The following is a 14,515-nucleotide window of genomic DNA, read 5'->3' as shown; positions in this document are numbered from 1 at the left end:
TCAATATATATTTTTAATTTATTAAGCCTTATTTTTACTTCCACAAACTTCAATAAGTTCTTTTACTCTTAATTTTAAAGTTTCAATTCCCGCTTTATTATATTCTTTTGGATCATATACACTTTCCATTTGTAAACAATCTCTTACACCTTTTGTAAACGCAGCTCTTAAATCCGTTGCATAATTTACTTTACACATTCCAAGACTTATTGCTTTTTTAACATCTTCATCTTTAGTTCCGCTTGTACCATGTAAAACCAAAGGGACACTAACCATTTTATTTATTTTATCAAGTCTTTCAAAATCTAAATTAGGAGCTTTTTTATAGAAACCATGAGCCGTTCCTATTGCAATTGCAAGAGATGAACAATTTGTTCTATCAGAAAATTCTAAAGCTTTGTCAGGGTCGGTTAAAAATGCGTCTTTATCATTTACTATTATTTCGTCTTCTTTTCCTCCTACTCTGCCAAGTTCACATTCAACTGGAACATTATACTTTGAAGCATAATCAATAACCTTCTTTGATAGAGCAATATTTTCCTCAAAATCAAGTTTTGACCCGTCAATCATAACAGAAGTATATCCTGAGTCTATACATCTTTTGCAAAGCTCATAACTTGCTCCGTGGTCAAGATGAAGAACAACATCAATATTATATTCTTTCGCATAATAATTTACTATTTCATAAGCTATCTCAGGAGCAATATACTTAAGAGTTGAAGTTGTTGTCTGCATTATTACAGGAGAATTTTCTTCGCTGCATGCTTCGATTATTCCTTTTGCCATTTCCATATTTTCAAAGTTAAAAGCCGGAATAGCATATTTTTCTTCTTTTGCTTTTTTAAATAACTGTGTTGATGATATAAGTGCCATAATTACTCCTTACCTAAGTTGTCTTTACTTTTTATATTCTCTGTTTTATTATCTTCACAAATTTTTTCTGTATTTATATCAGTTACATTATCTTGTTCATTTTTCTCTAAACAAATATTCTCATAAGCTTTGTCTTTTATATTCTCTTTTTTATGTGTTTTTCTTATTATAACAATTCCAACTATTCCAATAATTATAAGTGCAAGACTTACAAGCTGAGCTGTTCTAAGACCAAATATCATAAGTGAATCAGTTCTTAAACCTTCTATAAAAAATCTTCCTATGGAATAATATATGAAATAAGAACAAATAAGTTCACCATCATATTTCTTAAACTTCTTATCTATTATGAAATACAAAAGTAAAAATCCCAGAAAATCCCAAATTGATTCATAAAGGAATGTAGGATGAACCATAATTGAACCAAGTACTGGATCAATAACATTAATTGCCCAAGGAAGAGTAGTCTGTACGCCGTGAGCTTCCATATTAAAGAAGTTTCCCCATCTTCCTATACTTTGAGCTAACAAGAAACAAGGAGCTACTATATCCAAAATGAAAAGGACATTTAATTTTTTGCTTCTACTTACTAAATATATACCTATAAAAGCACCTATAAGACCGCCGTGTATAGCAAGTCCCCCATTCCATATTTTATAAATATCAGATAAGTGGTTGCTATAATAAGACCATTCAAATAATACATAATAAAGTCTTGCTCCAATAATTCCAAGAGGCAGACAAACTATCAAATAATCATATATAATATCAGTATCAATACCAAGTTTTTTTAGTGTTCTTGAACCTACTAAAAGAGCAAGAACTATTCCCGTTAGTATACATATTGCATACCATCTTATTTCAATTCCAAAGACTGAAAATGCTATTGGATTAGGTGTCAACATTTTTTCCCTCCTAAAAATACATATGGGAATTATATCACACATACATTCATTTATAAATATTTTTATATATATATTATTTCAATTTTACCTATAATATTATATAATAAATTTTAGTTTTTTGATAAGGAGATAAAATAATGTCAATACCATTTACACATTTACATGTACATACAGAATACTCATTACTTGATGGATTTTGCAGAATAAAAGAACTACCAAAATACGTTAAAGAAATGGGTATGGACAGTATTGCAATTACCGATCATGGCAATATGTTTGGTATTATAGATTTTTACAGAGCATGTAAAGCCGAAGGGATAAAACCTGTTCTTGGATGTGAAGTATATATGACAACCGGAGATAGAAAAGGCAGAGACCCGATAAACGACAGACAAAGATTTCATCTTATCTTATTAGCCGAAAATGATATTGGATATAAAAACCTTATGAAAGTTGTATCAATAGCTTATACAGAAGGTTTTTATTATAAACCAAGAGCAGACTTTGATTTACTTGAAAAATATTCAGAAGGTATTATTGCAACAAGTGCTTGTATTGCAGGTGTTATTCCAAGAAAAATCAATTCAGGAGAAATTGCCGAAGCAAGAAAATACCTTGAAAAATTTATAGATATTTACGGTAAAGACAATTTCTTTTTGGAAATTCAAGACCATGGCCTAAGAGAAGAAAAAACTGCAAATGAAGAATTAATTAAAATGGCAAAAGAGTATGGTGTAGGGCTTATTGCCACAAACGACTCCCATTATTTAAGAAAATCAGATGCAGAAGCACATGATGTTCTTCTTTGTGTGCAATCTTCAAGTAACTTAAATGATGAAAACAGACTTCGTTTCCCAAATGACGAATTTTATATAAAATCCCCTGAAGAAATGAGTGAACTTTTTAAATATTGCCCTGAGGCCATAGAAAACACTCATAAAATTGCCGAGAGATGTAATGTTGAAATAGAGTTTGGACATTATCACTTACCTGTATTCCCTCTTCCTGAAGGGATGACTTCACAGGAATATTTAAAAAAATTATGCACCGAGGGTTTATATAAAAAATATAAAAACGTCACAAAAGAACTAACAGAAAGACTTGAATATGAATTAAGCGTTATTAACGATATGGGCTTTAACGATTATTTCCTTATTGTTTGGGATTTCATAAATTATTCCAGAACACACGGTATACCGGTAGGACCTGGAAGAGGTAGTGCTGCAGGAAGTATAGTCAGTTATACCCTAGATATTACACAAATTGACCCTATAAAATATTCTCTTATCTTTGAAAGATTCTTAAACAAAGAAAGGGTATCAATGCCCGATATTGATATCGACTTTTGTTATGAAAATCGTCATAGAGCAATAGAGTATGTTATTGATAAATATGGATTTGATAACGTAAGTCAAATTGTTACGTTCGGAACATTAAAACCAAAAGCTGCCGTAAAAGATATTGCAAGATGTATGGGAATCAGCTTTGAACAATCAAACAAAATTGCAAAAATGATTCCTGATGAAAATAAAATTACTGTTCAAAAAGCAATAGAAATGAATCCGGAGCTTCATCAATTATACGATGAAGACCCTACTATTACTAAGCTTTTGGATACGGCAAAAGCCGTAGAAGGTATGCCTAGACATTCATCAACTCATGCAGCGGGGGTTATAATATCCGATAGACCTGTTAGCGATTATGTTCCCCTATATCTTAATAAAGACAGTATAGCCGCACAATTCAACATGATTACGGTTGAAGAATTGGGGCTACTTAAAATGGACTTTTTGGGACTTAAAAATCTAACGGTAATTAAACATACTTTAGATAATATTAAACTATCCAAAGGTATTGATGTAGATATTGATAATATCAGCTTTAAAGACCAAAACGTTTATGACACAATAAGCAGAGGAGATACAATAGGTGTATTCCAATTAGCAAGCCCTGGAATGCAAAACTTTATGCAAAGGCTAAAACCAAACACTTTTGAAGATATCATAGCGGGTATCTCCCTTTATCGTCCGGGACCTATGGATATGATTCCTACATACATTGAAAATAAACATAACCCTGAAAATATCACATATCTTCACCCATCTCTAGAACCTATCTTAAACGTAACATATGGTATAATCATTTATCAAGAACAAGTTATGCAGATAGTTAGAGATTTAGCCGGATACTCTATGGGACGTAGTGATAACATTCGTAGAGCCATGGGTAAGAAAAAACATGAAGTAATTGCAAAAGAAAGAGAAGTATTCTTACACGGTAACGAAGAAGCTTATAATAAAGGCGAAGATAAAGAAAGAGTTCACGGATGTGTAGCAATTGGAATAGATGAAAAAACAGGTAATGAAATATATGACTTAATGGAAAAATTTGCTTCCTACGGATTTAACAAATCTCATGCTGCGGCATATGGTGTTATTTCATACCAAACAGCATATTTAAAAACATATTATCCTGCTGAGTTTATGGCTGCCCTAATTACTGTTTATATTGGTTCTGATGATAGAATGTTATACATGAATCACTTAAAAGAACAAGGAATAGAGTTATTACCTCCTGATGTAAACAAGAGTTACGCAAGATTTACGGTAGATAACGGAAGTGTAAGATTTGGTTTACTTGCTCTAAGAGGTCTTGGAGAAGGTGCCATAGAAGAAATAGTTGAAGCAAGAGAAACAAAAGGTGATTTTACTTCTTTCCCTGATTTTGTAAATAAAATTGAATTCCACTCCTTAAATAAAAAAGGTGTTGAAAGTCTTATTTTATCAGGTGCATTTGATTCACTTGGAAACAATAGAAGAGAACTTTATACTATTTATGAAGAATTTTTAAATAACACTTTAAAACAAAGAAAACAAAATATATCAGGACAAACAACACTTCTAGATATGCTTTCACAGGAACAAAACGAGCAAATTGAAATGCATATTCCTACAATGAGTGAATTTGAGAATGCCGATAAACTTAAATACGAAAAAGAAGTTCTTGGAATGTACATAAGTGGACATCCTTTAAGAGAGTTTGAAGAGGATCTTAATAAATATACTAGCATGAAACTTTATGAAGTATATGATATGTACGGCAAGAAAAAAAGTGAGGATGAAGATGAAAGTGAAGAAGAAATAGAACCAAAAGTTCAAAATAAATACTCAAAATATAATAACAACAAAAGAGAAAGCATAAGCATTGGCGGTTTAATAACAAACGTTAAAGTAATATATACAAAAAAAGATAATAAACAAATGGCGTTTATGAGTATTGAAGATTTGATTGATGACATGGAAATAGTTGTTTTCCCAAGAACCTTTGAAGAATACAAAAACATATTGCAAACTGACAACAAAGTAATAATCAAAGGTCAAGTAAGTGTTAAAGAAGAAGATGAAGAAGTAAGCGTTTCGATTATTGCAGATAAAATTTACGACCTTGAAGATAAAAGAACAAGACCACCTGCTGTAAGAAAGAAAACAAAAGCACCAATAGTCAAAACAATTGATAAAACAGCTCAGTCCCCTGAAATCAAGAAGTCCAACTCAAATAAAATAATGGGAAAATCCCTTATACTTGTTTTAAATAAAATAAGTCCGAAAACTATGAGTGATATTAGACAGCTCTTTGTTAAATATAAAGGAGATAAAAAAGTTGTGTTATTCTCCCCTGTTTCAAAGAAATCTTACGTTGCTGATAAAAGCATGTGGGTAAGTCTTGAATTTGGATTAATTGACGAACTAGCTGAACTCATCGGAAAAAACAATATAATAATAAAATAAAAGAACCTACTTAGGTTCTTTTTTTATAAAATAATGTTTTATTTAATTTTATTATTAATATTATTAAATTTTATGATAAAATGTAATATATATTAAAACGTTTCGATAATTTTATAATATTATAAAGTGAGGGATGGAAATGGATAACGAAAGCAACAAAGATTATTTAAACAGCGAAAAGGGCGAATTTATCGTAAACAAAAAAGTTGATGAAGAAGTCAATGAAGAACTAAATACTAAAGAAGAAAAAGGAGAATTTATAGTAAATAAAAAACCAATAGAAGAAGAAAACAGCAATATTCAAGAAGATAAATTTAATAATAATGAACAAAACGAAAATATAAATACATCTTCTAATTATGAACAAAATTATAATTTTAATAACCAAAATCATTACAATTTTGAAGAAGAAATGCAAAAAATTAAAGATAAAAACAAAAAGAAAAATAAAAAAATTATTGGATTTTCCATTGCTGGTATTTTAATAATTGCCTTAATAGTTTGCTTTGCACTATTTGGAAATAACGGTCCAAGCTCTAAAGATTATGCATATAATGGCATAGAAATAAATAACTATTTTGAACTATCTCCCGAAGATTTTGCTAAAACATTAGACTATATAAACGAAAATATTTATTATAGTGACTTTGATGGAGTAACAATACCTACAATCGGTGAAATAACATTTAATGATGAAAAAGGATGCTATGAGAAAATTTTCGATGATGAAAGTGAACTATACATAAACATATACCCTTCAAAAGATTATAAAAGTATAGAAAAAGTTGTTGTGTCTTATGATGAATTTTTCACATTAACTGATAGTGATAAACTAGATGAAATAAATCAAATATATTCAGCTTATGTAAATATGTCGATGAATATTTTTGATGGATATAATAATTTTGAACAAAGTAAAAATAAAAAAATTTGGGATAAATTAAATTCAATTAAATATAAGTACAATGATGAAGGCATAGGTTATGGTAAAATTTCTTATGAAGATTATAAAGTAACATATACTAGAAACGATTTAGAAGATGGAACAACATCAATTATAATGGAACCAAACAACTAAAAAGCCTACTTAAGAAGTCTTTTTTAAAAATATAAATAAATAATTTTATAGTAAAGTGAGGGATGGAAATGGATAACGAAAGCAACAAAGATTATTTAAACAGTGAAAAGGGCGAATTTATCGTAAACAAAAAAGTTGATGAAGAAGGTAATGAAGAACTAAATACTAAAGAAGAAAAAGGAGAATTTATAGTAAATAAAAAATCAATAGAAGAAGAAAACAGCAATATCCAAGAAGATAAATTTAATAATATTGAACAAAACGAAAATATGCATACATCTTCTAATTATGAACAAAATTATATAAAAGAAAATAATGACTCTAAAAATTTGGAAAAAGATATAAAAAAATTAAAAGAAAAAAATAAAAAACTTATATTTTTTTCAATCTTTGGAGGTATAGCCATAGCTTTACTCATTTTAATAGCAATATTTAATGGAACTTTTAGCAAAAGTTATGTAGATTACGCATATGAAGGTATAGAGGTAAATAACTATTTTGAAATATCTCCTGAAGATTTAATTTTAACAACAAATTATATAAACGAAAGTATATTTAAAAATAAATTTAACGATACAACAATAGATTTGCTTGAAGATGTAACTTTTGATGATAGTAAAGGTTATTTCGAACTCGTAATTGATGACAAAAATGATTTAAAAATAATTATTTATCCTTCTTCAAATTATAAAGAAATAGAAAAAATTGAAATTTCATACAATTGGATTAATACAGAATCTGATAACGAATATGAAACTTTAATTAAAAAATATTCAGGATATACAAATATGATACAAACTGCTATATGGAGACAAAATAATAATCCAAAAACAGTAAGTACCAATTTGTGGGATAAATTAAATTCAATTGAATATAAATATACTAAAGAGGGTATTCCATATGGAGAAGTATCTTATGAAGATGATAAAATAATTTATAAAATGAAAGATACAAAAGATGGTACTGAAATTTTGACAATGACTCCAAACAATAAATAAAAAAAGACTGCATAAGCAGTCTTTTTTAGTCTCTAATAATTTCAAGCATATCGCCATTTTTACATCCTGCAGCATTACCTTCTTCAATATCAATATGCATTTCAAGTCCACATCTTTCATTAGATCTAATTAATACATTTTCAAAAATTAAACCTCTTTCTCCAGGGACTCTAACTTTAACGATATCTCCGTCTTTAACGCCGTATTCTCTAGCTTGAGGTATAGTCATATGAATATGTCTGCTTGCAACTATAACCCCTTTATCAATTTCAACTTCACCTTTAGGACCTCTTAAAATACATCCTGGTGTTCCGTCTAAATCCCAAGAATCTCTGATTACTTTAGGTACGCCAAGTTTAAAAGTATCGCTTGCTAAAATTTCGATTTGTGCATGAGGTCTTGCAGGACCAAGAACTCTCATTTTTATCGTACCTTTTGGACCTACAACATCAACAAATTCTTCTGCAGCGAATTGTCCGGGTTGAGAAATAGGTTTTTTTATAGTTAATTCATAGCCTTCACCAAATAAAGCATCTATATCTTTTCTACTAAGATGAACGTGTTTATTTGAAAGACCTACAGGTACTTTAGTTTTCATCTATCTATAATTCTCCTTCAATAAATAATTTATATGTTTACCACGAATATTCTATCACAAATCACAAAATTTGTACATATTTTTTAAAAACTTATAATCTTTTTCTTATAAGTTCAAATTCTTTTAATATAACTCCGTCGGTTTTAATAAACAATCTTTCTTTTGGATGAGGAGTGCTTTCTACGGCTTCCCCTTTCTCGTTATACATTTCTGAAATTTTAAATGTTACGCTTTTTTCTCTTGGTCTTACAAGTTCAAGTTCATCACCAATAAAGAATTTATTTCTTTGTTCAATTTCGTACATACCCTTTTCTTCGTTATACCCAATTACTTGAGCAACAAAATCATAATTTCTTGTATATGAACTTGTTCCATAATTTTGAGAAGTAGAATCAGCATTTCCATAGAAGAAACCTTCAGTATATTGTCTGTGACTTACTTTTGTAAGTTCTTCATATAAACTAGGATCAACCTTATAATTTTCTCTATCTCTTTCGTAAGAATCTATAGCATTTCTATAAGCATTTACAACGGTTGAAACATAGAAAATGCTCTTCATTCTTCCTTCAATTTTAAAACTATCTACACCGGCTTCAATAAGTTCATGTATATGATTAATTAAACATAAATCTTTTGAATTAAAAATAAAACTTCCTTCTTTATGTTCTTCAATAGGAAATTCTTCTCCCGGTCTTGTACTTTCAACAAGAGAATATTTCCATCTGCAAGGCTGTGCACAATCTCCCCTATTAGCATCTCTGCCTGTTAGGTAATTGCTAAGAAGACATCTGCCGGAATAAGAAATGCACATTGCACCATGAACAAACATTTCAACTTCCATTCCGTCAGGTTTATTAGCACAAACTTCTTTAATATCATTAAAAGAAAGCTCTCTTGCTAAAACTACTCTATTAACTTTATTTCTTTTCCAAAACTCCATACTTTTATAATTTGTAGTACTTTGTTGTGTAGATATTGAAATCTTCATATCAGGAAGAGTATCTCTTATTGTCATAATAACTCCGGGGTCAGCGGCAATAATACCATCAACCCCGGCCTTGTCAAGTTCTTTTATATATTTTGAAAGGTCAATAAAATCATAATTTCTAGCTAAAATATTTATTGTAACATATACTTTTTTATTTCTTTCATGGGCAAACTGTGCTCCTTCACGAATTTCATCAATTGTAAAATTCCCTGCATTAGCACGCATCGAAAAACTTTTCCCACCTAAATATACCGCATCGGCACCATAGGTAAAAGCATATTTTAATTTTTCTAAATCTCCAGCAGGAGCAAGTAATTCACTCATATTTTTATTTCCTTTTCTATATTAAATTATAAATTAATTTTTCTTGTCCAATTATATTTATCTTCTAATTTACCCCATTGTATACCTGTTAGAGTATCATATAATTTTTGTGTTAAATCCCCTGTTTTGAATCCATTAATTTCGATTTTTTCGCCTTTATAACATAATTCACCGATTGGAGAGATTACAGCAGCAGTACCTGTACCAAAAGCTTCTGTTAATTTTCCATTTCTTCCTGCTTCCATTAATTCGTCAATGCTTAAATCTCTTTCTTCAACATCATAACCCCAGTCTTTTAAAATATGAATTATAGAATCACGTGTAACACCTGGAAGAACAGAACCTTCAAGAGCTGCTGTAACAACTTTACCGTCAATTACAAACATTGCATTCATTGTTCCAACTTCTTCAACGTATTTTCTGTGTACACCATCTAACCAAAGCACTTGTGTATAACCATTTTCTTCTGCTTTAACTTGTGCAGCTATACTTGCAGCATAGTTACCACCGCATTTTGTAAAACCAGTACCACCTTTTACGGCTCTTACATATTCATCTTCTACCCAAATTTTTACAGGATTAACACCTTCTGGATAATAAGCACCAACAGGTGATAAAATGATAATGAATTTATATGTTTTTGCAGGATGAACTCCAACACTTGCTTCACTTGCATACATGAATGGTCTTATGTATAAAGAAGTTTCTTCTTTTGTAGGAACCCAATCTTTTTCACATTTTACCAATGCTTCAACTGCTTCAATAAACATATCTTCAGGCACACCTGGCATACAAATTCTTTTATTTGAATTAATCATTCTTCTTGCATTCATTTCAGGTCTAAATAATAATATTTCACCTTTTTCATTTCTGTATGCTTTTAAACCTTCAAAAGTTTCTTGTGCATAATGTAAAACCATTGTTGCAGGATCAACAGCTAAAGGACCATATGGTACGATTCTAGCATCATGCCAGCCTTTTCCTTCTGTATAGTCCATAACAAACATATGGTCTGTAAAATAATTACCAAAACCTAAATTGTTTTGATCCGGTTTTTCTTTTCTTTGTTCTACCAATTCATATTTTATATCCATTTTAATCTCTCCTTAATCGTTAATGTTATATTTAAAAGCCTTAAAAGACTTTTCGTCCGTTGGAATAACTAAATTCTTTGTTGCCATATCTTTTTTTACTTTTTCTATAGTAGTATATTCATTTGAACTTTGATCAAAAAAATTCTGATTTAACTTTAAATCTATTACAGAGTCTAGTACACTTAAATCACTACAACTTTTTGAATATGATTCAAAGATTACGGCATCACAAATTGAAATTACTGCACTTTTATAATCCTTGTTTATTTGTGCAAGTTTTATTTCATTATCAGATTTATTATATAAATCTGAATCAATAACTTTAAAGCCTTTTTCTTTAGCAACATTATTTACACCTATTGCTCCGGCTCCGCATACGGTAAATACTACATCAGCTTTTTCATTATATAATTTTTCAGCTACCTTTTCTGCTTCTTCAGCACTCATATAAGAATTAATATACTCTTTTTTAACTTTAATTTTAGAATTAACTGCTTTTACACCGCTTAAGAAACCATATTCATAATCAAGATCTCTATCATTATAAGCTCCTACATATCCCAAAACATTGCTTTTTGTTTCCAATGCTGCTAGAACTCCGGCTAAAAAAGCTGCTTCTTCATTTTTAAAAGTAATACTCATTGCATTATTTGTTTCATCATTATAACCAATAAAACCTAAATTACTACCTGAGTATTCGCTTTGAGCGGCAAGAAGAGCAGAACATACAGCCGATGAATTAGACACAACTAGGTCATATTGAGAAGCAGAAAGAACTGATGTTGCCATTGATTCATATTCAGTATTTGTCTTTGGAGTATAAATATCCAAACTATATTCATAATTTCCAAAAGATTCATTAATACCTTCAATAACTTGTTTGTTAAAACTTTCTTCTGCTCCGTATGTATCAGTCATATATGCTATTTTATATTCTTTACCATTTTTACTGTTTACTGCGCTTTCTTTTTTACTTCCTCCACATCCAAACAATGTCAGGGCAAAAAATAAAGCCATTATTATGCTAATAAATTTTTTCATTTTTAACCTCTTAATTATTTATACTTATATCTGTATAATATATTTATTTTATGCTTTTTTCATATTTTTTTCAAGTTTTTTATAATATTAATTTTTATATTTATAAATCATTTTAATAAAAAATATAAATAAAAAAAGTGTTATTAAAATAACACTTTTTTAATTTAATTCATCAATAAACTCTTCTGCCCCTGTTGCACAAATTGCTCCGTCTGAAGCCGCTGTAACAACTTGTCTTAAAGATTTTTTCCTTACATCTCCAGCAACAAACAATCCTTTTATTGAAGTTTGAAGAGAGTCATCTGTTATTATATAGCCACTTTCATCAACATCAACCATGTTTTTAACTAAATCGCTGTTAGGATTATGACCTACAAACATGAACACTCCGTCTGTTTTATAATCATAAATCTCCCCTGTTTTTTTGTTTTTAAGTTTTATTGCTGTTACCATTCCATTTTCACCAATTATTTCTACAGGTTCATGGCTTAAAAGAAAATGGATTTTTTCATTTTCTCTTGCTTTCTTTTCCCAGCTTTTTCCTCCTCTAAATTCATCTCTTCTATGAATTATGGTAACTTTTTTTGCAAATTTTGTTAAATATATTGCTTCTTTTAACGCAGTATCTCCTCCACCTACAACACAAACTTCAAATCCTGTAAAAAACATTGCATCACATGTTGCACAATAGGAAACACCCATTCCTCTATATTCTCTTTCACCTTTAATTCCAAGTTCTCTTGGAGAAGAACCGGAAGCAATAATACAGCTTTTTGCAATATATTCGTCTTTGTTTGCTTTAACATAAAACAAACCATCATCTTTTTTTTCTATGCTTAAAACTTCGTCATTTATTATTTTTGCACCAAAGCTTAAACATTGCTCTTTCATTTTTTCAACAAGTTCAGGACCTGTTACTTCGCTGGCACCGGGATAATTTTCAATTTCAGTAGTTGTTGTAATTTGACCTCCCACTACAGCCTTTTCTATAATTAAAGTATTTAAAGTTGCCCTTGAAGCATAAAGTCCGGCACTTAACCCGGCAGGACCGGCTCCAATAATTATTACATCATATTTCATTTTTTTTCCTCCTATGGAAGCATGTCAAATTGTCTTTTTGATAAAAGCTCAACATATTCTTTAACAAAACTTCCTATATGGGCAGTATAATCACCTATTCTTTCTAAGTCTGCCACTATGTCAAAGTATACTACACCTGCTTCCGGTGTGCAAGCTTTTCTATTTAATCTGTCTATATGTGCCATCCTTAATTCATCTTCTTTTTTATCAATTTGTTCTTCAACCAAATCCGTTTTAACGGCTTTTGCAATATCTTTTTCCTTGAATGCATCTATAGCACATCTTAAATTATTTTTTACCATTTCATACATTTCCATAAGTTCATTTGTTGCATTTTCACTAAATACTGTATTTTCTTCTTTCTTAAGTTGAGCAATCCTAATCATACTCATACAGTAATCACCGATTCTTTCTATATCATGTATTACTTGATGTAAATGAACCGTAAAATCTGCACTTTGTATACTTGCATCCAATGCAGAAATCTTAATTACAAAATCAGCAATACCCGTTTCATATTTATTAATTAAATTTTCTAACATTTTTACTTCTTCTTCATTGTCATATTTATCATTTATACAAGCATCAGAAGCAAGATTTACTGATTTATATGCAAGCTCTGCCATTGTTTCTACTTCATTTAATACTTCTGAAACGGCAAAAGCAGGGTTTTCTAACAAAATATCATTTAATTTTAATTCAAAACCTTCTTCTTCGTTAGTTTCTTTCTTAACAGGAAGAATTTTTTCAATAAATGATATTATAGGCTTACTTAAGAATAATAATAAGCATGCATTACATACATTAAATAACGTATGGAAATTCGCAATTTGTTTTGTAGGGTCACTTCCTGAAATATCAAGAATAAAGTTAAATACAAAACTGTCACCATTTGCAGAGAATGCACCTGTAAGGAATAATATTGTCATCATCCAAATTACCCCTATTGTTTTTGTTATCAAATGGAAAACAGCAGCTTGTTTAGCTTGTCTGTCTACACCTATCATTGCAATCATAGCAGTTGCACATGTTCCTATATTCATACCAAGAACAATCGGAATTAAAACGCCTAAAGCTTCATAACCTTCTACACCTGCAAACGCACCACCAAGAGCAAGTGCTTGAAGTAAACCAATTGATGCTGAAGAAGATTGAATAACAGCAGTAACAAACACACCTGCGAACATTCCAAGAATAGGATATTTGCCTAAACTTATAAGCATATTTGTAAATACAGGATTATTTGCAAGAGGCTTTAAAACATCAGACATAACACTTATTCCAAAAAATAAAATACCAAAACCAAGTATACATTCACTTATATGAATTGTTTTATCCTTCTTTGAAAACATTCTTATTGCTGCACCAAGACCAATGAATAAAGGAGCATATTCTGACAAATTTAAAGCTATAATCTGCCCTGTAATTGTTGTACCAATATCCGCCCCAAGAATAACCCCTGCAGCTTGAACAAGGCTCATTAAATTTGCATTAACAAGACCTACAACCAAAACTGTTGTGGCAGATGAACTTTGTATAATCATTGTAACAATAGTACCAAGTGCAAGAGCTTTTATAGGGTTGCTGGTAACTTTATTTAGAATATCTCTTAATTTATTACCTGCGGCTTTTTTTAATCCTTCCCCCATCAAATCCATTCCATACAAAAAAAGCCCAAGACCTCCGAAAAGCTGGATTAACATCATAACACTCATAACAATTTCCTCCCAATAACATAAATGTTTGAT

Annotated in this window: 11 protein-coding genes; 3 read left to right on the top strand and 8 right to left on the bottom strand. The window is 30.0% G+C overall.

Annotation, left to right across the window (positions count from 1 at the left end; all coding sequences use genetic code 11):
- Positions 1–21: 21 nt before the first annotated feature.
- Both M6G78_RS00140 and lgt read right to left on the bottom strand, forming a co-directional pair.
- Entirely contained in the window at positions 22–873 is an 852-nt protein-coding gene (locus tag M6G78_RS00140; RefSeq protein WP_253229219.1) for a class II fructose-bisphosphate aldolase, read from the bottom strand.
- A gap of 2 nt (positions 874–875) precedes the next feature.
- Positions 876–1,778 carry a prolipoprotein diacylglyceryl transferase gene (gene lgt, locus M6G78_RS00135; RefSeq protein ID WP_138269677.1) on the bottom strand — a complete coding sequence of 301 codons (903 nt, stop codon included), beginning with the start codon at positions 1,776–1,778 and terminating at the stop codon, positions 876–878.
- A gap of 137 nt (positions 1,779–1,915) precedes the next feature.
- On the opposite strand from lgt, the gene M6G78_RS00130 reads away from it, so the two are divergent.
- The 3 genes from M6G78_RS00130 to M6G78_RS00120 all read left to right on the top strand — a co-directional run bounded on the left by M6G78_RS00130 (position 1,916) and on the right by M6G78_RS00120 (position 7,642).
- Positions 1,916–5,566, top strand: coding sequence for a DNA polymerase III subunit alpha (locus M6G78_RS00130; protein ID WP_253229218.1), 3,651 nt, complete (start codon positions 1,916–1,918; stop codon positions 5,564–5,566).
- Between the two features lie 139 nt (positions 5,567–5,705).
- Positions 5,706–6,644: a hypothetical protein gene (locus tag M6G78_RS00125; RefSeq protein WP_253229217.1), complete on the top strand. Its 939-nt coding sequence runs from the start codon at positions 5,706–5,708 to the stop codon at positions 6,642–6,644.
- 68 nt (positions 6,645–6,712) lie between these two features.
- Positions 6,713–7,642: a hypothetical protein gene (locus M6G78_RS00120; RefSeq protein ID WP_253229216.1), complete on the top strand. Its 930-nt coding sequence runs from the start codon at positions 6,713–6,715 to the stop codon at positions 7,640–7,642.
- 25 nt (positions 7,643–7,667) lie between these two features.
- Here M6G78_RS00120 and pduL read toward each other — a convergent pair whose 3' ends face one another.
- The 6 genes from pduL to M6G78_RS00090 all read right to left on the bottom strand — a co-directional run bounded on the left by pduL (position 7,668) and on the right by M6G78_RS00090 (position 14,482).
- A complete protein-coding gene (pduL, locus tag M6G78_RS00115; protein WP_138269400.1) occupies positions 7,668–8,240 on the bottom strand; it encodes a phosphate propanoyltransferase in 573 nt (190 codons plus the stop codon).
- Between the two features lie 91 nt (positions 8,241–8,331).
- Positions 8,332–9,552, bottom strand: coding sequence for a U32 family peptidase (locus M6G78_RS00110; protein WP_253229215.1), 1,221 nt, complete (start codon positions 9,550–9,552; stop codon positions 8,332–8,334).
- A gap of 26 nt (positions 9,553–9,578) precedes the next feature.
- Entirely contained in the window at positions 9,579–10,646 is a 1,068-nt protein-coding gene (locus M6G78_RS00105; protein WP_253229214.1) for a branched-chain amino acid aminotransferase, read from the bottom strand.
- A 12-nt stretch (positions 10,647–10,658) separates the two neighbouring features.
- Complete coding sequence (locus M6G78_RS00100; RefSeq protein ID WP_253229213.1) at positions 10,659–11,687, bottom strand: BMP family ABC transporter substrate-binding protein; 1,029 nt, start codon at positions 11,685–11,687, stop codon at positions 10,659–10,661.
- Between the two features lie 159 nt (positions 11,688–11,846).
- Positions 11,847–12,767, bottom strand: coding sequence for a thioredoxin-disulfide reductase (gene trxB, locus M6G78_RS00095; protein WP_253229212.1), 921 nt, complete (start codon positions 12,765–12,767; stop codon positions 11,847–11,849).
- 11 nt (positions 12,768–12,778) lie between these two features.
- Entirely contained in the window at positions 12,779–14,482 is a 1,704-nt protein-coding gene (locus tag M6G78_RS00090) for a Na/Pi cotransporter family protein (protein WP_253229211.1), read from the bottom strand.
- Positions 14,483–14,515: the final 33 nt, after the last annotated feature.

Origin of the sequence: Anaerofustis sp. NSJ-163 (assembly GCF_024135845.1) — a bacterium.
GTDB classification, from domain to species: domain Bacteria; phylum Bacillota; class Clostridia; order Eubacteriales; family Anaerofustaceae; genus Anaerofustis; species Anaerofustis butyriciformans.
The sequence above is the reverse complement of the archived record's forward strand: the minus strand, read 5'-3'. Positions and strand labels throughout refer to the sequence as shown.

Excerpts from the sequence above, each read along its gene's own strand:
- M6G78_RS00140 (WP_253229219.1), bottom strand. The coding sequence starts at position 873 with ATGGCACTTATATCATCAACACAGTTATTTAAAAAAGCAAAAGAAGAA.
- lgt (WP_138269677.1), bottom strand. The coding sequence starts at position 1,778 with ATGTTGACACCTAATCCAATAGCATTTTCAGTCTTTGGAATTGAAATA.
- M6G78_RS00130 (WP_253229218.1), top strand. The coding sequence starts at position 1,916 with ATGTCAATACCATTTACACATTTACATGTACATACAGAATACTCATTA.
- M6G78_RS00125 (WP_253229217.1), top strand. The coding sequence starts at position 5,706 with ATGGATAACGAAAGCAACAAAGATTATTTAAACAGCGAAAAGGGCGAA.
- M6G78_RS00120 (WP_253229216.1), top strand. The coding sequence starts at position 6,713 with ATGGATAACGAAAGCAACAAAGATTATTTAAACAGTGAAAAGGGCGAA.
- pduL (WP_138269400.1), bottom strand. The coding sequence starts at position 8,240 with ATGAAAACTAAAGTACCTGTAGGTCTTTCAAATAAACACGTTCATCTT.
- M6G78_RS00110 (WP_253229215.1), bottom strand. The coding sequence starts at position 9,552 with ATGAGTGAATTACTTGCTCCTGCTGGAGATTTAGAAAAATTAAAATAT.
- M6G78_RS00105 (WP_253229214.1), bottom strand. The coding sequence starts at position 10,646 with ATGGATATAAAATATGAATTGGTAGAACAAAGAAAAGAAAAACCGGAT.
- M6G78_RS00100 (WP_253229213.1), bottom strand. The coding sequence starts at position 11,687 with ATGAAAAAATTTATTAGCATAATAATGGCTTTATTTTTTGCCCTGACA.
- trxB (WP_253229212.1), bottom strand. The coding sequence starts at position 12,767 with ATGAAATATGATGTAATAATTATTGGAGCCGGTCCTGCCGGGTTAAGT.
- M6G78_RS00090 (WP_253229211.1), bottom strand. The coding sequence starts at position 14,482 with ATGAGTGTTATGATGTTAATCCAGCTTTTCGGAGGTCTTGGGCTTTTT.